Annotated in this window: 26 protein-coding genes; 12 read left to right on the top strand and 14 right to left on the bottom strand. The window is 58.7% G+C overall.

All coding sequences use genetic code 11. From position 1 onward, the window contains the following. Positions 1-7: 7 nt before the first annotated feature. The 3 genes from AC1RPZ_RS03460 to coxB form a co-directional block, all read right to left on the bottom strand. The gene (locus AC1RPZ_RS03460; RefSeq protein WP_493134925.1) at positions 8-565 is read right to left on the bottom strand and encodes a cytochrome c oxidase assembly protein; all 558 of its coding nucleotides are present in this window, start codon (positions 563-565) and stop codon (positions 8-10) included. A 48-nt stretch (positions 566-613) separates the two neighbouring features. Further along, on the bottom strand, positions 614-2,209 hold the full coding sequence (gene ctaD / locus AC1RPZ_RS03465; protein ID WP_493134927.1) for a cytochrome c oxidase subunit I: 1,596 nt from the start codon (positions 2,207-2,209) through the stop codon (positions 614-616). A gap of 82 nt (positions 2,210-2,291) precedes the next feature. Next, positions 2,292-3,419, bottom strand: a complete 1,128-nt coding sequence (gene coxB / locus AC1RPZ_RS03470) for a cytochrome c oxidase subunit II (RefSeq protein ID WP_493134929.1) — start codon at positions 3,417-3,419, stop codon at positions 2,292-2,294. A gap of 374 nt (positions 3,420-3,793) precedes the next feature. On the opposite strand from coxB, the gene AC1RPZ_RS03475 reads away from it, so the two are divergent. Further along, the gene (locus tag AC1RPZ_RS03475) at positions 3,794-4,444 is read left to right on the top strand and encodes a hypothetical protein (protein WP_493134931.1); all 651 of its coding nucleotides are present in this window, start codon (positions 3,794-3,796) and stop codon (positions 4,442-4,444) included. A gap of 58 nt (positions 4,445-4,502) precedes the next feature. On the opposite strand, the gene AC1RPZ_RS03480 is transcribed toward AC1RPZ_RS03475, so the two are convergent. The 3 genes from AC1RPZ_RS03480 to AC1RPZ_RS03490 all read right to left on the bottom strand — a co-directional run bounded on the left by AC1RPZ_RS03480 (position 4,503) and on the right by AC1RPZ_RS03490 (position 8,166). Further along, a complete protein-coding gene (locus AC1RPZ_RS03480; RefSeq protein ID WP_493134933.1) occupies positions 4,503-6,041 on the bottom strand; it encodes a SulP family inorganic anion transporter in 1,539 nt (512 codons plus the stop codon). Positions 6,042-6,130: 89 nt separating this feature from the next. After that, positions 6,131-6,862, bottom strand: a complete 732-nt coding sequence (locus tag AC1RPZ_RS03485) for a carbonic anhydrase (protein ID WP_493134935.1) — start codon at positions 6,860-6,862, stop codon at positions 6,131-6,133. A 245-nt stretch (positions 6,863-7,107) separates the two neighbouring features. After that, positions 7,108-8,166, bottom strand: coding sequence for a PA0069 family radical SAM protein (locus AC1RPZ_RS03490; protein WP_493134937.1), 1,059 nt, complete (start codon positions 8,164-8,166; stop codon positions 7,108-7,110). A gap of 244 nt (positions 8,167-8,410) precedes the next feature. Here AC1RPZ_RS03490 and AC1RPZ_RS03495 point away from each other — a divergent pair, with 244 nt between their 5' ends. After that, positions 8,411-8,716: a hypothetical protein gene (locus AC1RPZ_RS03495; RefSeq protein ID WP_493134939.1), complete on the top strand. Its 306-nt coding sequence runs from the start codon at positions 8,411-8,413 to the stop codon at positions 8,714-8,716. Positions 8,717-9,047: 331 nt separating this feature from the next. After that, positions 9,048-9,704, top strand: a complete 657-nt coding sequence (locus AC1RPZ_RS03500) for a protein-tyrosine phosphatase family protein (protein ID WP_493134941.1) — start codon at positions 9,048-9,050, stop codon at positions 9,702-9,704. A gap of 133 nt (positions 9,705-9,837) precedes the next feature. On the opposite strand, the gene AC1RPZ_RS03505 is transcribed toward AC1RPZ_RS03500, so the two are convergent. Beyond that, positions 9,838-10,128: a YheV family putative zinc ribbon protein gene (locus tag AC1RPZ_RS03505; protein ID WP_401120127.1), complete on the bottom strand. Its 291-nt coding sequence runs from the start codon at positions 10,126-10,128 to the stop codon at positions 9,838-9,840. Next, positions 10,125-12,203, bottom strand: coding sequence for an oligopeptidase A (prlC, locus tag AC1RPZ_RS03510; protein ID WP_493134942.1), 2,079 nt, complete (start codon positions 12,201-12,203; stop codon positions 10,125-10,127). The genes AC1RPZ_RS03505 and prlC overlap by 4 nt, the downstream gene beginning before the upstream one ends. A 62-nt stretch (positions 12,204-12,265) precedes the next feature. On the opposite strand from prlC, the gene AC1RPZ_RS03515 reads away from it, so the two are divergent. Both AC1RPZ_RS03515 and AC1RPZ_RS03520 read left to right on the top strand, forming a co-directional pair. Next, positions 12,266-12,811, top strand: a complete 546-nt coding sequence (locus tag AC1RPZ_RS03515; RefSeq protein ID WP_493134944.1) for a gamma carbonic anhydrase family protein — start codon at positions 12,266-12,268, stop codon at positions 12,809-12,811. 27 nt (positions 12,812-12,838) lie between these two features. Further along, complete coding sequence (locus AC1RPZ_RS03520) at positions 12,839-13,489, top strand: HAD family hydrolase (RefSeq protein WP_493134947.1); 651 nt, start codon at positions 12,839-12,841, stop codon at positions 13,487-13,489. Positions 13,490-13,606: 117 nt separating this feature from the next. Here the strand turns inward: AC1RPZ_RS03520 and AC1RPZ_RS03525 are convergent, their stop codons facing one another. Next, positions 13,607-14,683 carry an aminopeptidase gene (locus AC1RPZ_RS03525; protein ID WP_493134951.1) on the bottom strand — a complete coding sequence of 359 codons (1,077 nt, stop codon included), beginning with the start codon at positions 14,681-14,683 and terminating at the stop codon, positions 13,607-13,609. A gap of 59 nt (positions 14,684-14,742) precedes the next feature. Here AC1RPZ_RS03525 and AC1RPZ_RS03530 point away from each other — a divergent pair, with 59 nt between their 5' ends. After that, on the top strand, positions 14,743-15,159 hold the full coding sequence (locus AC1RPZ_RS03530; protein ID WP_493134953.1) for a PA0061/PA0062 family lipoprotein: 417 nt from the start codon (positions 14,743-14,745) through the stop codon (positions 15,157-15,159). Positions 15,160-15,199: 40 nt separating this feature from the next. Beyond that, the gene (locus tag AC1RPZ_RS03535) at positions 15,200-15,619 is read left to right on the top strand and encodes a PA0061/PA0062 family lipoprotein (RefSeq protein ID WP_493134955.1); all 420 of its coding nucleotides are present in this window, start codon (positions 15,200-15,202) and stop codon (positions 15,617-15,619) included. 6 nt (positions 15,620-15,625) lie between these two features. Here the strand turns inward: AC1RPZ_RS03535 and AC1RPZ_RS03540 are convergent, their stop codons facing one another. After that, positions 15,626-15,859 carry a DUF1161 domain-containing protein gene (locus tag AC1RPZ_RS03540; protein ID WP_493134957.1) on the bottom strand — a complete coding sequence of 78 codons (234 nt, stop codon included), beginning with the start codon at positions 15,857-15,859 and terminating at the stop codon, positions 15,626-15,628. Between the two features lie 126 nt (positions 15,860-15,985). Further along, positions 15,986-16,417: an OsmC family protein gene (locus tag AC1RPZ_RS03545; protein WP_493134959.1), complete on the bottom strand. Its 432-nt coding sequence runs from the start codon at positions 16,415-16,417 to the stop codon at positions 15,986-15,988. 241 nt (positions 16,418-16,658) lie between these two features. Here AC1RPZ_RS03545 and AC1RPZ_RS03550 point away from each other — a divergent pair, with 241 nt between their 5' ends. After that, positions 16,659-17,660, top strand: a complete 1,002-nt coding sequence (locus AC1RPZ_RS03550; RefSeq protein WP_493134961.1) for an LLM class flavin-dependent oxidoreductase — start codon at positions 16,659-16,661, stop codon at positions 17,658-17,660. A 68-nt stretch (positions 17,661-17,728) separates the two neighbouring features. Here the strand turns inward: AC1RPZ_RS03550 and AC1RPZ_RS03555 are convergent, their stop codons facing one another. Beyond that, a complete protein-coding gene (locus AC1RPZ_RS03555) occupies positions 17,729-17,950 on the bottom strand; it encodes a DUF1161 domain-containing protein (RefSeq protein WP_123427032.1) in 222 nt (73 codons plus the stop codon). 132 nt (positions 17,951-18,082) lie between these two features. Next, positions 18,083-18,298: a dodecin gene (locus AC1RPZ_RS03560; RefSeq protein ID WP_123427033.1), complete on the bottom strand. Its 216-nt coding sequence runs from the start codon at positions 18,296-18,298 to the stop codon at positions 18,083-18,085. A gap of 153 nt (positions 18,299-18,451) precedes the next feature. Between AC1RPZ_RS03560 and AC1RPZ_RS03565 the strand changes: the two genes are divergently transcribed. Beyond that, entirely contained in the window at positions 18,452-18,778 is a 327-nt protein-coding gene (locus AC1RPZ_RS03565; RefSeq protein WP_493062809.1) for an ElaB/YgaM/YqjD family protein, read from the top strand. Here the strand turns inward: AC1RPZ_RS03565 and AC1RPZ_RS03570 are convergent. Beyond that, positions 18,775-19,668, bottom strand: coding sequence for a LysR family transcriptional regulator (locus AC1RPZ_RS03570; RefSeq protein WP_493134963.1), 894 nt, complete (start codon positions 19,666-19,668; stop codon positions 18,775-18,777). The two genes, AC1RPZ_RS03565 and AC1RPZ_RS03570, sit on opposite strands and share 4 nt — an antisense overlap. 112 nt (positions 19,669-19,780) lie before the next feature. On the opposite strand from AC1RPZ_RS03570, the gene trpB reads away from it, so the two are divergent. From trpB to AC1RPZ_RS03585, 3 genes are all read left to right on the top strand, one after another. Then, positions 19,781-21,001 carry a tryptophan synthase subunit beta gene (trpB, locus tag AC1RPZ_RS03575; protein ID WP_493134965.1) on the top strand — a complete coding sequence of 407 codons (1,221 nt, stop codon included), beginning with the start codon at positions 19,781-19,783 and terminating at the stop codon, positions 20,999-21,001. Then, positions 21,001-21,813: a tryptophan synthase subunit alpha gene (gene trpA, locus AC1RPZ_RS03580; protein ID WP_493134968.1), complete on the top strand. Its 813-nt coding sequence runs from the start codon at positions 21,001-21,003 to the stop codon at positions 21,811-21,813. The genes trpB and trpA overlap by 1 nt, the downstream gene beginning before the upstream one ends. A 124-nt stretch (positions 21,814-21,937) precedes the next feature. Further along, complete coding sequence (locus AC1RPZ_RS03585) at positions 21,938-22,369, top strand: anti-virulence regulator CigR family protein (protein ID WP_493134971.1); 432 nt, start codon at positions 21,938-21,940, stop codon at positions 22,367-22,369. The last annotated feature ends 99 nt before the right edge of the window (positions 22,370-22,468 follow it).

Raw genomic sequence — 22,468 nt, forward strand, 5'->3', positions numbered from 1 at the left:
GAACGTCTCAAGGACCGGCATTGGTGTTGGCCACGACCGGTGGATGACGTGCGGTGATATCGAACAGCGTGTAAGCCAGCGTCAGGTGCTTCACATCCTTGGAAATCTCGCGGTCAACGATGAAACGTACGGGCATTTCGATCCGTTCACCGGGTTGCAGTACCTGCTGGGTGAAGCAAAAGCACTCGGTCTTGTGGAAATACACCGCTGAGTCGCCCGGAGAAATGCTCGGTATCGCCTGCGCACTCATCGGGTGATCGGTCGGGTTGCGGGCGACAAAGATCATCTCGTTCACCGCACCCGGATTGATCACCATGTCGTCGGCCTTGGGATAAAACTCCCAGACCATGTCCACGGCGTTGGTCGACAGAAACTGCACGCGGATTTGCCGCGACTTATCGACCACCTGCTCGCCTTCGTACTGCCCGGCGGTTTTTCCGTTGATGCCGAACGCCTTGCACATCACGTCATAGATCGGCACCAGGGCAAAACCGAAGACGAACATACCGGCCACCACCAGCAGCAGTCGGGTGACCAGCTTTTTCATGGAAATAGAGTCAGCCATGGCGGCGGGTCTCTATATAGAAATAGAACCTTGTGGGAGCGAGGCTGTTCATTTCACTTCCGGCGGCGTGACGAAGGTGTGGTACGGCGCCGGCGAAGGCACGCTCCACTCCAGGCCTTCTGCCCCTTCCCAAGGTTTCGCCGGCGCTGCCGGGCCGCCGCGAATGGTCTTGATCACGATGAACAGGAAGAAGATCTGCGTCGCACCGAAGGTGAACGCACCAATCGACGACACCATGTTGAAGTCGGCGAACTGCAGGTTGTAGTCCGGAATCCGCCGCGGCATGCCCGCTAGACCCACGAAGTGCATCGGGAAGAAGGCCATGTTCATGCCGATGAACGACAGCCAGAAGTGCAGCTTGCCGAGAGTTTCGTCATACATGTGGCCGGTCCATTTCGGCATCCAGTAGTAGGCCGAAGCGAAGATCCCGAAGATCGCGCCCGGCACCAGTACGTAGTGGAAGTGCGCGACCACGAAGTAGGTGTCCTGGTACTGGAAGTCCGCCGGGGCGATGGCCAGCATCAACCCGGAGAACCCGCCAATGGAGAACAGGATCACGAACGCCACGGCAAACAGCATCGGTGTCTCGAAGGTCAGCGAGCCCTGCCACATGGTGCTGACCCAGTTGAACACCTTGACCCCGGTCGGCACCGCGATCAGCAGCGTCGCGTACATGAAGAACAACTCGCCCACCAGCGGGATGCCGACCACGAACATGTGGTGCGCCCAGACGATGAACGACAGGAAGGCAATACTCGCCGTGGCGTAGACCATCGAGGTGTAGCCGAACAGCGGCTTGCGGGCGAAGGTCGGAATGATCGAGCTGACGGCACCGAACGCCGGCAGGATCATGATGTACACCTCGGGGTGGCCAAAGAACCAGAACACGTGCTGGAACAGCACCGGGTCACCGCCACCCGCAGCGCTGAAGAAGCTGGTGCCGAAGTGGATGTCCATCAGCATCATGGTCACGCAACCCGCCAGCACCGGCATTACCGCGATCAACAGGAACGCGGTGATCAGCCAGGTCCAGACGAACAGCGGCATTTTCATCAGGGTCATGCCCGGAGCACGCAGATTGAGGATGGTCGCAATCACGTTGATCGCGCCCATGATCGAGCTGATACCCATCAGGTGGATGGCGAAGATGAAGAAGGTCACGCTTTCCGGCGCATAGGTCGTCGATAGCGGGGCGTAGAAGGTCCAGCCGAAGTTTGGTCCGCCGCCCGGCATGAACAGCGTCGACACCAGCAGCAGGAACGCTGCCGGCAGCAGCCAGAAGCTGAAGTTGTTCATCCGCGGCAGGGCCATGTCCGGCGCGCCGATCATCAGCGGGATCATCCAGTTGGCGAGGCCGACAAACGCCGGCATCACCGCACCGAAGACCATCACCAGGCCGTGCATGGTGGTCATCTGATTGAAGAACGCCGGTTCGACGATCTGCAATCCGGGCTGGAACAACTCGGCGCGGATCACCATGGCAAACGAACCGCCAAGCAGGAACATCGTAAAGCTGAACCACAGGTACAGCGTGCCGATGTCTTTGTGGTTGGTGGTCAGCACCCAGCGCATCAGGCCCTTGGCGGGACCGTGGACGTGGTTGTCGACGATTGCATGACCGTGTTCATCGTTCACGGCATTCATGGCCTGTCTCCTGCAAACGGGTGGGCTGGGCGGCTCGGGGTGCTTAACCCCAAGCGTTCACGGGAACACGCAATAGACCGCGTCATTTGCTTGCCGCCTGTTTGAGGACCAGTACGTCTTTAGGGGTGACCATGTCGCCTTTGTTGTTGCCCCAGGCATTGCGTTCGTAGGTCACGACGGCGGCGATATCGACTTCCGACAACTGCTTGCCGAACGCCGCCATGGCGGTGCCGGGTTTGCCAAAGAACACGCGGTGCAGGTGGTCCTCTATTGGCCCGGTCGCGATTGGCGAGCCCTTGAGAGCCGGGAACAGCGGCGGCATACCCTGGCCTTCGGGCTGGTGACAGGCAGCGCAGGTGGTGTGATAAATCTTGTCGCCGCGTTCCTTCAGCTCGTCGAGGGTCCACTCTTTGCTGGTCAGCTCTTTGAGCTTGGCGGCGTCGGCTTTGCGATCGGACAGCCAGGTGTCGTAATCGGCCCTGGTTTTGACGTCGACCACGATCGGCATGAAACCGTGGTCCTTGCCGCACAGTTCAGCGCACTGACCACGGTAGATGCCTGGCTTGTCGACCCGGGTCCAGGCTTCGTTGACGAACCCGGGAATCGCATCGCGCTTGACCGCAAACGCCGGCACCCACCACGAGTGGATGACATCGGCAGAGGTCACCAGAAAACGCACCTTGGCACCGGTCGGCAGCACCAGCGGCTGATCGACTTCGAGCAGGTAGTGTTCGCCTTTGGCGCTCTGGTTGTGGATTTGCTCTTGCGGTGTGGCCAGATTGCTGAAGAACTCGACGTCCTGGCCAAGGTATTTGTAGTGCCACTTCCACTGATAACCGGTGACCTGGATATCGATATCCGGCTCGCTGGTGTCGTACATCTTGATCAGGGTCGCGGTCGCCGGAACGGCCATGGCAACCAGAATGATGAAAGGCACCACGGTCCAGAGGATCTCGACCGTCGTACTTTCATGGAACTTGGCGGCCACCTGCCCGGTGGAGCGTCGATGCATCATCATCGACCAGAACATGGCGCCGAAAACGATGATGCCGATCACCACACAGATCCAGAAAATGGTCATGTGCAGATCGAATACTGCGTGACTGATCTCAGTCGCTCCAGGCGCCATATTCACAGTCCAGGCCGCTTGCGCCTGGCTGAAAATCGACCACAACAGGAGGCCCATCCAGACGTGTGGATGTCGCATCATTGCGGGTTCCCCTTATCGTTCTTGTTATCCCGCCGGCTAACACCGGTGGCAAGGGAGCGGCTTTTTTCAGACTACGAACTTGAATCGCCGGGCCTTGCTGCCTATGCAGTCGGGCGTCATCAGCTAACTCCATTCAGAACCGAGTATAGACAGCGAGTGCGACCTCGCAACGCGAGGGCGTAAATGAACTGAAACACCTGGCACTTGCGCCGCAGGCCACGAATGGAGAAGGATGTGGGATCGGTGATGGCAAATCGATATAACGCAGCGGCATCAAAGGTGAAATAATTATGACAAATACGTCTTAGCCACTTTTATAAGCCGGCTAACTTATGTCTTCCCCTATTTCCTTGCCTTCGTTTCCTGGAGTTTTCATGAACACCGCCGCATTGCGCGAGCAGATTCAACGTGCCCAACAACATGAAGCTGAAACCGGTCAGCTGACTCGTCAGCTGGAAGTCCAATTGCCACACCTGCATTCCGCTATCCAACTGCCTGACGTTGACGCGAAAGGCGTGATGACCCGTTTTGTTGCAGCCTATATAGAACAAGTGCCGGACCTGCTCGACGCCGCCAACGATGTAGCTCGCGAAGCGGGTATCGAGTCGCAGATCAAACCGGTGCTGAAAATTGCCGAGCAGTTCTTCCTCCAGCCACCGGCGATCATTGCCGGTCACGTTGGCCTGGATAGCCTGCTGGACGAAGCCTACCTGGCACATCGCCTGGTAGAAGAGGTTAACGACCTCTACATCAAACATTTCGGCCAGCCACTGATCCCATTGGACATGACTGTCGCCAACCTGATTGCCCACCAATTGATCGGCGAGGAGTTCGCCAATCAGCTGGATGAGGCTGTGCATCACGCCGTTGACGAGATGCTGAATGAAGAAAGCTTCGCGCTGGAGTCCGTCGAAGCCTACCGGGAAAAACTTAACAGCCCGGACACTGGCGCTGCCTGGAAGCGCTGGCCGTGTTTATCGCGCCAGTTGGGCGTAGGTCTGGAGCTGGATCAGCCAGCCGCCTGATCTAACTGTAAAAACCTAACACCTGTGGGAGCGGGCTTGCTCGCTCCCACACTGTTATCTATCTGACGGAACCTACCCCCACGGTTGTCCGCAACCGCCCCTCCAGCCTGCGCTTCAAGCCGCGCGCCTCGATCAGCAGTTTCGAGCCTTTGCTGGCATTGGCCCGCCCCCATTCCTCAAGCAGTTCCAGGCATGAGTGGTCGATGTAACTCAAGTTATTCAGCGGCACATGCACCGTCGAACCGGCCGGGATAGCCCCCAGCACCTGGGTCAACGCCGGCACTTTGAGAAAGGTCGCAGCACCCACCAGTCGCAACTCCATTTCACCTTCTTCCGGAAGGTCGATCAGGCTGATCTTCAACCGCGAGGCCTTCCAGGCCAACTTCGCCAGAGTCAGGCCAAAACCGATCAGCACCCCGGTCAGCAAATCGCTGAAGATGATCGCCAGCGCAGTCACCGCATAGGTGAACATTGGCATCCGGCCATACCGTCCCAGTCCGCGAAATGCCTTCAAATCCACCAGTTTCACCCCGGTATACACCAGCACGCCGGCCAGACTGGCCACCGGAATGCTTTGCAGCACACTGGACAGCAGCAACACAAACGCCAGCAGCCAGACACCGTGGAGAATCGCCGACAACCGCGTCTTGGCGCCCGCCTGTACGTTGGCTGAACTGCGTACGATCACCCCCGTCATCGGTAGCGCACCGACCAGCCCGCAGAGCATGTTGCCCACACCCTGGGCTGACAATTCGCGGTCGAAATCCGAACGCTCGCCGCTGTGCATGCGATCCACCGCGGCGGCCGAGAGCAGGGTTTCGGCACTGGCGATGAAGGCCACGGCGAAGGCGGCGATCAGCAGATTGGGGTCGGCCAGATTCAACAGGTCGACCGGCTTCAGCCAGTCAATCGCCTCGGCCAGATTCGCCGGAACTTCGACCCGTTTGACGTTCAATGCCAGCGCCAGACTGACAAGGGTCGCCAACCCCACACCAAGCAAGGCGCCGGGGATGAAACGCAGCGATTGCGGACGAAACTTCTCCCACAAGCCCATCACCAGAATCGTCGACAGCCCCAGCAGACCGGCCTGCCAACCCAATCCACCCCCCAGAGTCGGCAAGGCTTGGGCAACGGCCGCCGGAAACCCGCTGAGGTTATCCAGGCCCGAGGGTTTGGGCACACCGTCGAGCATTACATGCACCTGCGACAGCACGATCAACACACCGATGCCCGCCAGCATGCCGTAAACCACTGCCGGCGCCGTCACACGAAACCAGCACCCCAGGCGTAAACGTCCCGCCACCAGTTGCAGAAACCCGGCCAATAATAGAATCGGCCCGAGCATCGCCAGGCCATGCTGGCGCACCAATTCAAAGACCAATACCGCCAGCCCCGCAGCCGGACCGCTGACTTGCAGCGGCGAACCGGCCAGCCAACCGACCACCAGACCACCGATAATTCCGGTAATCAGGCCCTTGGCCGGCGGCATGCCGGAAGCGATTGCAATACCCATGCACAAGGGCAGGGCAACCAGAAACACCACCACCGAAGCCAGCAGCTCCCGTGGCAAAACAGCTTTCAATTGCGCAGCATGCATTAGCGTTCTCCTGAGATTCTTCAGGCGTGGCGAAGCCCGACCGCTTTTTCAGCAGTCTTGGCCAGACCAGACAAGGTGTTTAGGAGGATTTAGAAGCGCGCTTTGGGCGTCGCCACGGGAATCGGATGGCTGCCATCCAGAGGCAGGAAACGCCCTTGGTCCGCATCGTAGGCTTTGATTTCGCTGGTTTCGATGCTGTAGACCCAGCCATGGATAAACAGCTGACCGTTGGCCATGCGCGAGGCCACTGAGGGGTGAGTACGCAAATGCTGCAACTGGGCAATGACGTTTTCTTCAGTGAGCACCTGCATGCTTTCGTTTTCGTCAGCGCAATGGCAGTTTTCCTGGACCATGGTTTTTGCCACCTCGGCGTGACGCAGCCAGGCTTTGACCGTGGGCATCTTTTCCAGGCTTTGCGGATTGAGTACCGCACGCATGGCACCGCAATCGGAGTGCCCACAAATGATGATGTGCTGCACGCCAAGGGCCAGCACCGCATATTCGATGGCCGTGGAAACCCCGCCATTCATCTGGCCATAGGGCGGCACTACGTTGCCGACGTTGCGGGTGACGAACAGATCGCCAGGGGCACTTTGGGTAATCAATTCGGGAACGATGCGCGAGTCCGCGCACGCAATGAACATCGCTTTGGGCCGCTGAGCCGTAGCGAGTTTCTTGAAGAGCTCTTCCTGTTGCGGAAAGACCTCGTGGTGGAAGTGTAAAAAACCGTCAACGATGTGCTGCAGCGCTGCATCGGCGCTTTCGGCCTCGGGCAGGGCGGATGCCGACGCAGCCAACGGCTGTTTATCCTTGTCACTCATAATTCATCCTCTTTGACGGAGTAGGGAAATATTCCCGTTTTACCTGGGATAAAGCCAGCGACTGGTTAGAAAACATCCGGACCACCGATCAGTGACCGTCCAGTCACTCGATGAACAAGGTACCTAGCGAAACTTAACTCAAACTGAATAAACCGCTCTAGAACTTGTGTTACAGGTCACAAAAAACGTGACCAGCGTACAAACAGCGAGCTGTTTGTCACTCCTCAACCATAGGCCAAATGTTGCTAAAGCAACGACATTTGAGCACCCGGCGGACAAAAGGCTGCGCAGTCCAGATTGAAGCTTTCACGTTGATTGAGCCCAAGACGTTTTATCGTTTTGGCGAAGCGTTGCGCCAGCAGGTCGGCGAACGGGCCTTCACCGCGCATGCGAGCACCAAAGCGGCTGTCATACAGTTCACCGCCGCGGCTTTGGCGGATCAAACTCAACACATGGGCTGCACGTTGCGGATAGTGAGCCGCCAGCCATTCCTCGAACAGCGGCGCCACTTCCAACGGCAGGCGCAACATCATATAGGCCGCACTCTGCGCACCGGCCGCGTGTGCTTCGGTCAGCAGGCTTTCCAGTTCACTGTCATTGATCATCGGGATCATCGGCGAACACAAGACGCCCACCGGAATTCCGGCCTCGCGCATGACCCGAATCGCCCGCAACCGCGCCTTCGGGGCAGCCGTTCGCGGCTCAAGAATGCGTTTGAGCTCGTCGTCGAGGCTGGTCAGACTGATCATCACCGCCACCAGCCGCTGTTCGGCGAGTTCGCTGAGCAGATCCAGATCGCGAAGAATCAATGAGCCCTTGGTGATAATCGTCACCGGATGCCGGTAACGCAGCAGCACCTGGAGAATTCGACGGGTGATTTTGTGTTCGCGCTCGATCGGCTGATAGGGATCGGTGTTGGAGCCCAGGTTGATCGGCGCGCACTGATAACCGCGTTTGGAAAGCTGTTGCTCCAGTACGTCGGCAGCGTTGCTTTTGGCGATCAGCTTCGTCTCGAAATCCAGGCCCGGCGACAGGTCCCAATAGGCATGGCTGGGCCGCGCATAGCAGTAGATGCAGCCGTGTTCGCAACCTCGATAGGGATTGATCGAACGGTCGAAAGGCAGGTCGGGTGAGTTGTTACGGGTGATGATGGTTTTCGCCGTCTCGATGCGCACCTCGGTGCCCTGGGTCAGCGGTGCTTCCTGATACCAGCCATCGTCCTCGGCCACCGAACGGTTCGGCGCAAAGCGATTGTGCGGGTTGGCGGCGGTGCCGCGTCCGCGAGGTGGCAAGGGCGTGGACATTGGAAAAAATCCTATAGCTGTATGTTCGTACAGTATCGGAAGACTTGCTGTCAGGCCAGTGCCGTTCGGCACCTTCAGCAAAGGCGCCAAGTTAAAGCCCTATCCGTTTTATACAACTACTTGTTAAACAACCCATAAGCGTAAGAACGAGAAACATATAACCATTGGTCACCCGATAAAAATCTCCCGTATTATCCTTGGCACACGCAACAACCTACTGGACAACCATTAAAAGGATTTAACAATGTCTTTCTTCAATCAACGCGGTATTTTTCTTCAACTGCTGGCCCCCTCTATTGTTAGCCCTCAGGAAGCACAGGTTTCGATGCAACTTGCACGAAAAGAACTGGGCTGGGATGCAGAAAACGAAGTCCAGACTGAAACACTGGTGGACTCGATTTTTATCACCGCGACTTCCAGCGACCGAGGCCAGTCCTTCAGCATCGGGACCGTTAAAAAGGATGTGGACGGCGATGGCGACATCGATGCCAATGACAAAGCCAAGCTGCTGGCATTGGCCAAAGCGTATGCAAGCATTGTAAGTCCATAATTGGGCCTGGTCCGGCACTTTATAATACGGACTGCGACTCAAAAACTAACGCCTGCAAAAATATTTTCGCAGGCGTTAGTTAGAACAATTTAAAATCCATTAATAACATTTCATTAATCCCCCAACATCGTTAAGCGTTCTCTGCCCATCTAAAGTTCACCCCATCCAGCACTTCCTGATCCGACAAACACCTGACAAATACCGTCCTCGTTAACGTCGACGGCACCGTCAGGCTTAACGATTCTTTGACACGCCCCTCACAGAGCTTTGACTGATCAGGGTTCAGGCTGGAATTTAGTCACCCATTCCTTCATCCACGGCCCTCTGACTCATGTCGAAAAACCGCCTCCTGCTCGCACTGTGCCTGTCGTTCATGGCGTTATTTGCGTTCGGTCAGGTTCAGGTCGAGCAATCCCAATCCATCCGTCCCGGTGAGTGGGCCCAGCCCGTCGAGGCGCAGTACGACCTTTACCAGATGTCACCGACCCTCTACCGCAGCGCACTCCCGGATCGCGGAGCGCTGCCGCTGCTGGAAAAACTCCAGGTCGAGACGGTGATCAATTTTCTGCCCGAGTCCGACGCAAGCTGGCTATCGACACCCGGTATTAACCTGGTGCAATTGCCGTACAAAACCAGCCATGTTGATGACAGCGAAGTCCTGAGCGCGTTGCGGGCCATTCAAACCGGTCAAAGCAAAGGCCCGGTATTGATTCACGGTAAGCGAGGGTCGGACCGTACTGGCCTGATAGCCGCGATGTACCGTGTGGTAGTGCAAGGCTGGAGCAAGGAAGATGCGCTGAGCGAAATGACTCAGGGTGGCTTCAACGACACTACCCACTTCAAGAACGGTATTCGCTACATGATGCAGGCAGATGTCGACAAACTGCGTACGGCTTTGGCCAATGGCGATTGCAGTACCAGCGTGTTTGCCACCTGCTCGATGAAAAGCTGGCTCAAAACGGTCAACAGCGAACAACCGAAGATCTGAGGGGCACGCCGCAACAAGCCCCTTACCCGATCAGGTAAGGCGGATTGCGGACCTGCAATAGAGAATTGTAGTGCCAGATAAATACCGCCCTTGAGCGTTCAGGCTCAAAGGCGGATTTCAAAGCGCGGGATGATCAGGAATGATCGTCGGGCTTTTTCTTCAGCTTCGGATTTGGAAAGAACTGCACAGCCTGAACCTTGGCGTCCGGGACCTTCAACGCGGTGGTGTTGACCCGCGTTCCCAATTCCTTGGGCACTGACAGACCTTGCTCGTTCAGCGTGTCGGAATAACCGCAGGCCACGCATTCGCGGTGCGGCACGTCGTCTTCGCTCCACATCATCAGCTTGTCCGGCTCACTGCACGCCGGGCAGACAGCCCCGGCGATGAAGCGCTTCTTGGTTTTGCTCACAGGTCCGTCACTCATGCTGCCGCGTCCTCGTTGAGGCCGCTGTGGCGCAAGAGTGCGTCAATCGACGGCGCACGTCCGCGGAAATCGACGAACAGCACCATCGGCTCCTGAGAACCGCCGCGCGCCAGAATCGCCTCGCGGAACGCACGACCGGTGGCCGCATTGAGCACGCCATCCTCCTCGAATTTCGAGAAGGCATCGGCCGACAGCACTTCAGCCCATTTGTAGCTGTAGTAGCCCGCCGCGTAACCGCCGGCGAAGATGTGCGCGAAGCTGTTAGGGAAACGGTTGTAGGCCGGCGGACGCATTACCGAAACCTCATCACGCACGCCTTCGAGCACTTGCAGCACGCTACGGCCGTCGCCGTGAGTGGCGTGCAATTCGAAGTCGAACAGCGAGAATTCCAGCTGACGCACCATCATCAGCCCGGACTGGAAATTCTTCGCCGCGAGCATTTTTTGCAGCAGGTCCTGCGGCAGTGGCTCGCCGGTTTCGTAATGACCGGAGATCAGCGCCAGGCCTTCCGGCTCCCAGCACCAGTTTTCCATGAACTGACTTGGCAACTCGACCGCGTCCCACGCCACGCCGTTGATACCGGATACGCCAGAATATTCGACGCGGGTCAGCAAGTGATGCAGGCCGTGACCGAATTCGTGGAACAGCGTGGTGACTTCATCGTGGGTCAGCAGGGCAGGCTTGCCGCTGTCGGCCGGAGTGAAGTTGCACACCAGGTTAGCCACCGGGCTTTGCAGCACACCTTTGGCAGTGCGGCGATGATCGCGGGCGCCGTCCATCCAGGCACCGCCACGCTTGTTGGCGCGGGCATACAGGTCGAAGAAGAAGCGCCCGACGTGCTGGCCGTTTTCCTTGATTTCGAACAGGCGAACGTCCGGGTGCCAGGTGTCGAAGCCTTTCAGCTCGGCGATTTCGATGCCGTACAGACGCTGGACGATGGCGAACAGACCGCTCAGTACTTTATCGATCGGGAAATACGCACGTAGCGCTTCCTGGGCGACGCTGTAACGCTGTTCACGGAGTTTTTCGCCGTAGAAACCGCTGTCCCAGCTTTGCAGATCCGGGCAGCCCTGTTCGGCGGCATAAGCCTTGAGTTGTTCCAGATCCTGCGCGGCGAACGGTTTGCTGCGCTTGGCCAGATCGCGCAGGAAGCTCAGCACCTGATCGCTGGACTCGGCCATTTTGGTCGCCAGACTCAGCTCCGAGAAACTGGCGAAACCCAGCAACTTGGCCAGTTCCTGACGCAGGTCGAGGATCTCTTCCATCACCGGGCTGTTATCGTTCTGACCGGCGTTCGGGCCTTGGTCCGACGCACGGGTGCAGTAAGCGGCGTAGACTTCTTCGCGCAACGCGCGGTCATGGGCGTAGGTCATCACCGCGTAGTAGCTCGGGAATTCCAGGCTGATCAGCCAGCCGTCCAGATCTTTGGCTTGGGCGGCGGCGGCCATCTGCGCCTTGGCTGAATCGGTCAGGCCGGCGAGGGCCGCTTCATCGGTGATGTGTTTGGTCCAGGCCTGGGTGGCATCAAGCAATTGATTAGAGAAATGGCTGCCCAGCTCGGACAGTTTGCTCTGCACCTCGGCATAACGCTTTTGCTCAGGCGCAGGCAAATCGATACCCGACAGACGGAAGTCACGCAGCGCGTGTTCGAGAATGGTTTTTTGCGCGACGTCGAAACCGGCTGCTTCCGGGCTGTTGACCAGGGCCTCATAGGCCTCGAACAGTTCACGGTTCTGGCCCAATTCGGTGGCGTAGGCGCTCAGTGCCGGCAGGCAGGACTCGTAAGCCTCACGCAATTCGGCGCTGTTGCACACCGCGTTCAGGTGACTGACCGGGCTCCAGGCCGCGCCCAGACGATCGTTCAGTTCGTCCATCGCCAGCACCAGACCCGCCCAGGTAGGCTGTTTGCCCTGGCTTTTGAGGATCTCGGCGATGGCGGCGCGGTTGTCCGCGAGAATCTGATCGATGGCCGGTTGTACGTGCTCGGCGCGGATCGTCGAGAACGGCGGCAGGTCGTAGGACTGCAAAAGAGGGTTGTTCACGCTCACGGTTGGCACCTTGGCTGGAAGAAACATGCGGCCATCTTAATTACAATCGACGCCAACCGCAGCTATCAACAACAGAGAGAGAGCCTATCGTGTCCCTTCGCAAGTACCAGAACCACACCCCCATGCTCGGTAAAGGCGCCTTTGTCGACAGCTCGGCGGTGGTGATCGGCGACGTCGAAATAGGCGAAGACAGCTCGGTCTGGCCACTGACCGTGATCCGCGGCGACATGCACCGCATCCGCGTTGGCCAGCGCACCAGCGTGCAGGATGGTTGCGTTTTGCACATCACCCACGCCGGGCCCTTCAACCCCGACGGCTTCCCGCTGCTGATCGGCGATGACGTGACCATCGCCCACAAAGTCATGCTGCACGGCTGCGCGGTTGGCAACCGGATTCTGATCGGCATGGGCAGCATCGTCATGGACGGTGCGGTGGTCGAAGATGAGGTGATCATTGGCGCTGGCAGTCTGGTACCGCCGGGCAAACGCCTGGAAAGTGGCTTCCTCTATGTCGGCAGCCCGGTGAAACAGATCCGTCCACTGACTGACAAGGAACGGGCGTTTTTCACCTACAGCGCGGCGAATTACGTGAAGCTCAAGGACCTGCATCTGGCCGAAGGCTACGACCTGCTCTGACTTAGGCAGACTCATTCAGGAATGTTCATGCATTACCAAACCGTTTTATTCGACCTCGATGGCACCCTGACCGACCCGCGTGAGGGCATCACCCGCTCGATCCAGTTCGCCTTGAGCAAACTGGGGATCGACGAACCTGACCTGACCAGGCTCGAACACTTCATCGGCCCGCCGTTGCTGCAAGCCTTCATGCAGTTCTACGACTTCGACGAGCCCAAGGCCTGGGAGGCGGTGAATTTCTATCGCGAGCGTTTCAAGGTCACCGGTCTGTACGAGAACCGGGTATTCGACGGTGTCACGCCACTGCTGGAAACCCTCAGCGGGCAAGGGCGGCAACTGTATATCGCGACGTCGAAGCCGTGGATCTTCGCCCGGGAAATCGCCCGGCACTTCGGCTTCGATCGGCACTTCAAGGTGATCTACGGCAGCGAACTGGACGGCACCCGCACCGACAAGGTCGAGCTGATTGCGCATTTGATGGCCGAAGAAGGCCTGGATCCGGCCACCACGCTGATGATCGGCGACCGCAAACATGACCTGATCGGTGCCAAGCGCAATGGATTGGACGCGGCAGCAGTGGGCTATGGTTTCGGCAGCCACGAAGAATTGAGCGCCGAACAACCGGCGTATCACTTCGAGACATTGGCCGAGTTGCATCAGGCGTTTTTGCAGCGCTAGTTGCACCGCCATCGCGAGCAAGCTCGCTCCCACAGGGGATCGCGTACTTACCCAACAACTCGGTCTAATGTGGGAGCGAGCTTGCTCGCGATGGCGTCAGTTCATCCAACGCAAATCTCAAAGGGCTGCCAACGCCTTCAACGCAGCCTTGCGTTGTTCTACCGGCAACGCACCCAATTTCTCGACCGCCATATAGAACTTCAGCCAATCCCCACCCGATTGTTTGAACACCACAGAAAACGCCGGCACCCATTGGTCATAGAGCCCGAATGGCAGCAACTTGGCGTTGTTCATCGGGGCATTGATCCAGGCGTCATAGCGCTTCTCGCCAGCCCATTGGCCGTCGCGCAGGGCTCGGTAGTCGCTGCGCAAACGTTCGAACTCGGCGGCTTTACCCTGACGCATTTGCTCAGCCGCCAGGGGCGATGCGTAGAGCTTTTCGAGCCGCGTACGGGTATCCAGAACCAATCGGGTAAATTGATCGCGTTGCTGCTCTTGAGCCTTACTGGCCGGCGGCAAACCGCGCGCCGCGCGCCATTGGCGGGTCCCTTCCTGCTCGACGAAGGTGGCAAAAGACTCGTTGAACTCGGTGTCGTCCTTCACATAAAAACGCTGATGCGCCAACTCATGAAAAATCAGCGTTGCCAAGCGCTCGTTGCCCCAGCTCATCATCGAACTGATGATCGGGTCGTTGAACCAGCCCAGGGTCGAATAGGCTTCAACGCCACTGATTGACACGTCCATGCCTTGCTGACGTTGCAGCGCAGCATCACCTCGTGCGGCGCTCTGGCTGTAGTACCCGCGGTAGGCCACGCATCCAGCAATCGGAAAGCAATGGTTCTGCGGTTTGAGGGAAAACTCCGGCGTAGCGAACACATTCCACACCACATACGGTCGGCCGATGTCGACATAAAGGCGATAGCTTTTATTGTCGGGCAGGTGCAACTGCTGGCTGGCGAACTCGCGGGCCTTTTGTGATTGGGCCAGGCGCGCACGCAGTTTCGCATCGCGCCCGGGGTCGGCAATCACCTCGCTCACCGGCTCACGCTCCCGCAGCAATTGCCACTGACCGCTGGCCAACTGACTGTAGTAACTGACGCTCGTGCAACCGTTGAGCAGTAAAAGCAGTGTGGCCGGAAACAAAACGCGCAAAACGCGATCAAGTAACCGATGACCTGAAAGCGGCCTGATCACATCGAATCATCCTTGGGGAGTCTGCCCGCAAGACTATCTCGCCTGACTGGAGCTTCGCTATGCGCGCGTTAATGCTAACTGGAAGCCTGCTGATGTTGGCCGGCTGTGCCGGACTGCCACAACCCGACCCGACACAAGCCTGGATCGACCTCGGCCCCCATCAAAACGGCACCACGCTGCAAGCGCTGGAAGTCGATGCCAAGGCCTCCGTCGATAAACGCTACTTCGAAGTACCCCCGGGCAGCCATGAGCTGAAGGTGCGTTATCTGTTTGCGGTGCAACCGACTGACATCGGCCCCGACGCCGAACCGTTGTGGCGCGATTGTCAGTTGAGTGTGAAATTCAACGACTTCAACGCCGGTCAGCGATATCAGCTGCAAGCAGGGAATATTGGTTTCCATCCGTGGGCCAAGCTCTACGATCAGCAGCGAAAAGTCGTTGGCCAGGCGCATCCGGTGGGCTGCCGGCGCACCTGATCGGCGCTATGATTAATACCTGACCACCCGGAAATTAATCATGCGCAGGACTCTGCTGTTTTTCGCTATCAGCTCGCTGACCGCCTGTGTGAGTCCGCTGCCAGCCGCGAACCCAAACATGGCCTGGGTCGACTTCGCCATGCCAACGCCCGGTGGCAAAGTCCTCATGGCCGAGAGACTGGACAATAAGACCCTCAACGACGGGCGATTCTTCCAGGTCACACCCGGCAGCCACGAATTAAAGGTTCGCTTCGACTTCGAGGTGTTTTACGGAGGCTTTGGCATGAACTTCGACTCGCCAAACCGACTGTGCTATTTGACCGTGCACTACGATCATTTCGAAGCCGGCCAACGTTACCTGCTCGAAGCTCGCTCGCTGACCTTCACGCCCAGCGCCCTGCTGTATAACGCCAAGCGCGAGCTCGTCGCCGAAGATAGCCAGACTTTTTGTGTGCAGTAGGACGAATTATCTGTCGTTCTTCTGGTAGATGATTTTCCTGGTGCCGCTTTCGCAGGTGCCGACCACCATGTTCTGGTCGTGCACTTCGTCATTGCTGACGATCTCCAGGGTGTAAGACGACACATTATTGGCCTGGATCTTGGCTTCGATCTCGGCCTTGAGTTCTTCGCACGATTTGGGGACCGCCAGGGCCGATGTGGCCAGCACGCTGCAGATAATCGCCAAGGCAAAACGTTTCATGGTTGAAGCTCCCTTTAGGCAGCGCGCACAGTTATGCGCTGAAGCTGCTGTCACTTATTCGACCACAGATTCACCCGGCGAGTTCTGATTTGAAGCAGCTGGCGTGCCAGCTGCTTCGCGGAGCGGTCAACTTACAAGCGTCGCATCAAGCGTGATTTTGGCGTTCAGCACTTTGGACACCGGGCAGCCCTCTTTGGCTTTTTTGCTCAGCTCTTCGAACTGCTGCTGGCTGGCGCCGGGGATTTTCGCTTTGAGCGTCAGGTGCACGGCAGTGATCGCAAACCCACCGTCGACCTGATCCAGTGTCACCTCGGCATGGGTGTCAATTGTGTCGGCCTTGAGGCCAGCCTCACCGAGAATCATCGAAAATGCCATGGAGAAACACCCCGCATGAGCGGCGCCGATCAGTTCTTCCGGGTTAGTGCCCGGGCCGCCTTCAAAACGTGCCTTGAAGCCATAAGGTGCATTTTTCAGGACCCCGGTTTCAGTCGAGATAGAACCCAGGCCGGTTTTCAGATCACCGACCCAATGCGCCGATGCTTTCTTTTTGATACTCATCTCTGCCTCCTCAAAATCCGGCACGAGGGTCGCGCCTTCATGGTTTTCGGTTGCCAGGGTTCTGAGGATAGAAGACTGGGCAAAGTTCACCTTGTCGGATCGAACCACTTATCTGGTCGGCAAATTCATGTCTGCTATTGAAACTCGGGTATATGCCCACATTGCATAGAGCACGCTCATGCATTCGGCAGGTTTTCGTTGGTGAGAAAAGCCTGCGTACCCTCATTGGAGAAGCCGGCTTATGAAACAACTGTCCGATATCAAGTTCTCGACGCTGGACCTGGTGCCCGTTCGCGAGAACGGTAGCCCCGCGCAATCGCTGCGCAACTCGCTGGACCTGGCGCAACACGTCGAGAAGTGGGGCTACAACCGCTTCTGGGTCGCCGAACACCACAACATGGATGGCATCGCCAGTTCCGCGACTTCCGTACTGCTTGGCTATCTGGCCGGCGGAACGTCGACCATTCGTGTCGGTTCCGGTGGCGTGATGCTGCCTAACCATGCGCCGCTGGTGATCGCCGAGCAGTTCGGCACCCTCGAAAGCCTCTATCCGGGGCGAATCGACCTTGGTCTGGGCCGCGCTCCGGGTTCCGATCAGTTGACCGCCCGCGCCTTGCGCCGTGAGCGCTCCGGCAGCGCCGACGATTTCCCGGAAGACGTGGCCGAACTGGTGCGCTACCTCGGCCCACGGACGCCGGACCAGCGCATTATCGCAATGCCCGGCACGGGCACCAATGTGCCGGTCTGGCTGCTGGGTTCCAGCCTGTTCAGCGCGCAACTGGCCGGCGAACGCGGTTTGCCTTACGCCTTCGCCTCGCATTTCGCACCGCGTTATATGCACGAAGCGATTCGGGTTTACCGCAATCACTTCAAGCCTTCAGCCGTACTGGATAAACCCTACGTGATGCTCGGCGTGCCGCTGGTTGCCGCCGACACCGATGAACAAGCCGATTACCTGGCGACCTCGGTCTACCAACGGATTCTGGCGCTGATGCGCGGCAAAAGCCTGGTTCAGCGCCCTCCGGTGAAAACCATGGACGGTCTGTGGTTGCCTCATGAGAAAGAAGCCGTCGGTGATTTCCTGGGTCTGGCCATGGTCGGCAGCCCGGCGAAGATTCGCGCAAAACTGGAGGTGCTGATCGAGCAGACTCAGGCCGACGAACTGATCTTCACCAGCGATCTGTACGAACACGCCGATCGCCTGCATTCCTACGAACTGCTGGCGCAAGTGATGAAGGGCTGAGCCCCAAACCGCACTCAGAAAAAAGCCGACGCGATGGCGTCGGCTTTTACATAAACAACGGACTCAATCTACTTCTTGTAGACGATGACCTTCTTCCCTGCCTCGCACTTGCCGACCACCTTGCCGCCCGCGGCCGCGCCTTTATCAACGATTTCCAGCGAATAGTTTTTGGAGCCCTTGGCGTCGATTTTTGCCGCGATCTCGCTTTTCAACTCTTCGCACGGCTTGCCCGCCGCAAAGGTTGTTCCCGCAATGCTCAACAAACCCACCGCCAACATAAATTTCTTCATCGGTCACATTCCCTGGTCGGATCAAAAGGGGTAAGCGTTAACACTTGAGCGTCTGTCGCCCAAGACGAAGTAGCGCTTTGCCATTCCCTATGGCAATCGGCCAGCGCACAAGTTCAGAAGCCTAGCTCAACCTCAGCTATTGGCAATCCGGAAACCGACCTTGAGCGTCACCTGAAAGTGCGCCGCCTGGCCGTCCTTGATGTGCCCGCGGGTTTCGGTGACTTCGAACCATTCCATGTGCTTGATGCTTTTGCTGGCCTCGGCCAGGGCGTTGTTGATGGCTTCTTCAATACTGGTAGGGGACGAGCCAACCAGCTCGACTTTCTTGTAAGTGTGATGGTCAGTCATGGCGCTCTCCTTGAGTAGTGATTAGAGCCTAGCAGCGATTTTCGGTATTTCTTGTGCCTGCCATTCCCAAGTACAGGCTCAGATTTACTGCACTTTCGCGAACCGCTGGAGTCCCAACCAACATACGCACTCAATCAATGCAGGAGAGTCATCATGGCCATCACCTCGTTGCGTAAAGCGTCATTGCAAAGCATGGAAGCCGAGATCGAGAGTCTGCTCAAGTCGTTGGAAAGCCTGAAGAGCGATGCCTCGGACGAGTCGCTGAAAACCCTCAAGGCTCTCAAAAGCAACGCCGAGAGCGCGCTGAAACACTCGCGCCACCTGCTCAGCGACGCGTACGAAGAAGTCAAAGTCAAAACCCGTGAAACCGGGATCGCCACCCGCGATTACGCCCAGGAACACCCATGGACCACCGCCAGCGTCGCAGTCGGCGCTCTGGGTTTGCTGGCGGCATATCTGCTGTACAAACGCGGTAATTAAAGGGTTTGGCGCAGCTCGTTTTTCAGCCATTGCGCCAACTGCTGAGCGCGGCCGTCCGCGGCGCGCTTGGGTAGCCACAACGCCAGTTGCGCCGGGGTTTCGCTAAAACCCCATGGCGCAACCAGGCGACCGGCCTGCAAATCCTCGGCCACCAGCGGCTCAGGGGCAATCGCCACGCCCAACCCGGCCACCGCCGCCTCCAGCAAATAATACAAATGCTCGAAACCCTGCCCGAACTTCAACGCTTTGGCGTCGAGGCCGTTGCGCTGCGCCCAGCTGGGCCAGGCTTGCGGGCGTGAGGTGGTGTGCAACAAGGGTTCGTTGAGCAGCGCAGCGGCCGGCGCCTGACGCAGGGTGTCGTAATCGGCAAAGCGTGGGCTTAGCACCGGGCCGATCCGCTCGCTGGCCAACTCATACACCTGCATGTCCGCAGGCCACGGCGGCTCGGCAAACACCAACAAGGCATCGAGCCCCGGTCGCCGTGGGTCGAGATCGCCTTCGCCGGCCGACAGATGCAAGCGCAAATCCGGCAGGTCGGCATTCAACCGGCCCAGACGCGGAATGAACCAGCGCGCCAGCAGGCTGCCGGAGCACCCGAGCACGAACGGCGCGTCGGCGGTGCTCTGGGTCAGCTCGGCGCACACAGTGCGCAAACGCTCAAAGGCGTCGCTGCTGGCATCGCGCAACCGCACGCCGGCATCTGTGAGTTTCAGGCCGCGCCCATCCTTGACGAACAGGCTCACGCCTAGATGTTCCTCCAGCAGTTTCAACTGCCGGCTGACCGCGCCGTGGGTCACGTGCAATTGCTCCGCAGCCTGACTGACGCTGTTCAAGCGGGCGGTGGCCTCGAAGGCGCGCAGAGCGTTCAGCGGGGGAAGGTCGTGGCTCATATGATCTGTGAGTTTTCCTGACAGGTTACGGCGATCTTATCGGTTTTCAGGTTGGAACGTCAGGGGTAGAGTGAATGCCATTGCCACTTCACGAATTCACCTGGAGCGCCCCATGACCCAGACTAATCTGCGCAACGGCCCTGATGCCAACGGCCTGTTTGGCGCGTTCGGCGGCCGCTACGTTGCCGAAACCCTGATGCCGTTGATCCTCGACCTGGCCCGCGAATACGAAGCGGCCAAGATCGACCCGGCGTTCAAAGAACAATTGGCCTACTTCCAGCGCGACTATGTCGGTCGCCCAAGCCCGCTGTATTTCGCCGAACGCCTGACCGAGTTCTGCGGCGGCGCGAAGATCTACCTCAAGCGCGAAGAGCTGAACCACACCGGCGCGCACAAGATCAACAACTGCATCGGCCAGATCCTGCTGGCGCGGCGCATGGGCAAAAAACGCATCATCGCCGAGACCGGCGCCGGCATGCACGGCGTGGCCACCGCCACCGTGGCTGCACGTTTTGGCCTCGATTGCGTGATCTACATGGGCACCACCGACATCGAGCGCCAACAGGCCAACGTGTTCCGCATGAAACTGCTGGGCGCCGAGGTGATCCCGGTGGTTGCCGGCACCGGCACCCTGAAAGACGCAATGAACGAAGCCCTGCGTGACTGGGTGACCAACGTCGACAGCACCTTCTACCTGATCGGCACCGTGGCCGGCCCGCACCCTTATCCGGCGATGGTCCGCGACTTCCAGGCGGTGATCGGCAAGGAAACCCGCGAACAACTGCAAGCCCAGGAAGGCCGCCTGCCGGACAGCCTCGTGGCATGCATCGGCGGCGGTTCCAACGCCATGGGCCTGTTCCACCCGTTCCTCGATGACAAAAGCGTCGAAATCATCGGCGTTGAAGCGGCGGGTCATGGCATCGAAACCGGCAAACATGCAGCCAGCCTGAACGGCGGCGTACCGGGCGTGCTGCACGGCAACCGGACCTTCCTGTTGCAGGACGACGACGGCCAGATCATCGACGCACACTCGATCTCCGCCGGCCTCGACTATCCGGGCATCGGCCCGGAACACGCCTGGTTGCATGACATCGGCCGCGTCCAGTACACCTCGGTAACCGACCACGAAGCCCTCGACGCCTTCCACAAATGCTGCCGCCTGGAAGGGATTATTCCCGCGCTGGAAAGCGCCCACGCCCTGGCCGAAGTGTTCAAACGCGCACCGACCCTGCCGAAAGATCACCTGATGGTGGTCAACCTGTCCGGCCGTGGCGACAAAGACATGCAAACCGTGATGCACCACATGGAACAGTCCAAGCAGGAGAAACACTGATGAGCCGCCTGCAAACGCGCTTCGCCGAACTCAAAGAACAGAACCGCGCCGCCCTGGTGACCTTCGTCACGGCCGGCGACCCGAGCTATGACACCTCGCTGGCGATCCTCAAAGGTTTACCAGCGGCGGGTGCCGACGTGATCGAGTTGGGCATGCCCTTCACCGATCCGATGGCCGACGGCCCGGCGATCCAGCTCGCCAACATCCGCGCCCTGGGCGCCAAACAGAACCTGGCGAAAACCCTGCAAATGGTTCGCGAGTTCCGCAAAGACAACAACGACACTCCGCTGGTGCTGATGGGTTACTTCAACCCGATCCACTACTACGGCGTACCGCGCTTCATCAGCGATGCCAAAGAAGCCGGTGTTGACGGTCTGATCGTGGTCGACATGCCGCCCGAGCATAACGCCGAGCTGTGCGACCCGGCGCAAACGGCAGGCATCGACTTCATCCGCCTGACCACCCCGACCACCGATGACGCGCGCCTGCCGACCGTGCTCAATGGCAGTTCCGGTTTCGTTTACTACGTGTCGGTGGCCGGTGTGACCGGTGCTGGTGCAGCGACGCTGGAGCACGTCGAAGAAGCCGTCGCCCGTTTGCGTCGCCACACCGACCTGCCAATCAGCATCGGCTTCGGCATCCGCACACCGGAGCAAGCTGCGTCCATTGCCCGTCTGGCAGACGGCGTGGTGGTGGGTTCGGCGCTGATCGACCACATCGCCAACGCGACCACACCTGAGCAAGCCATCGACGGCGTGCTGAGCCTGTGCTCGGCATTGTCCGAAGGCGTGCGTAAGGCCCGCGTCAGCTGAGAGTAAAGTTCCTGATACAGAGGAATTAGCGCCCGGCGCCGCAGACTAAATAGCAAGACCCAGGGGTTTGGAACCGAGTTCTGAGCCCCCTTTTTTTGCTGTGGACGCTGTGAGGAAGACCCAAATGAAAATGCCCAAACGCCTGATCGCCAGCCTGGGTGTATTGATGCTCAGCGCCACGCCCTTGCTCCACGTAAGCGCCGATGAACGCGACGATCATGATCGCGGCGGCCCGCGGTATGAGCATCGCGACGATGATCACCGCGATCATGGCCGGTACTACCGCGAACCACCACGGGACTTCGGCCCGGTACGCGAAGTCATCCGCGTCAACCACGGGTATTTCGTACGCGGCACACCGCCACCGCCGGGCATTCGTTGGGTCAGAGGCCAGCCCTTGCCGCGCGGCTACTACGGCGAACGCCTGGACAGCCGAGCCCTCGAACACTTGCCGTACTATCCGGGTTACGAATGGCGACGCATGGGCGGCGACATTGTGCTGATTGCCATAGGCACCGGGGTGGTTTATGAGGTGCTGGAGGGTGTGTTGTATTGAGTGTTGATCGGGGTTTTGTGTAGTCCGAACCACCGCCATCGCGAGCAGGCTCGCTCCCACAGGGGAACGCATTTCAATGTGGGAGCGAGCTTGTTCCGG

The sequence above is a fragment of the Pseudomonas sp. GW822-FHT02D10 genome, assembly GCF_058802345.1.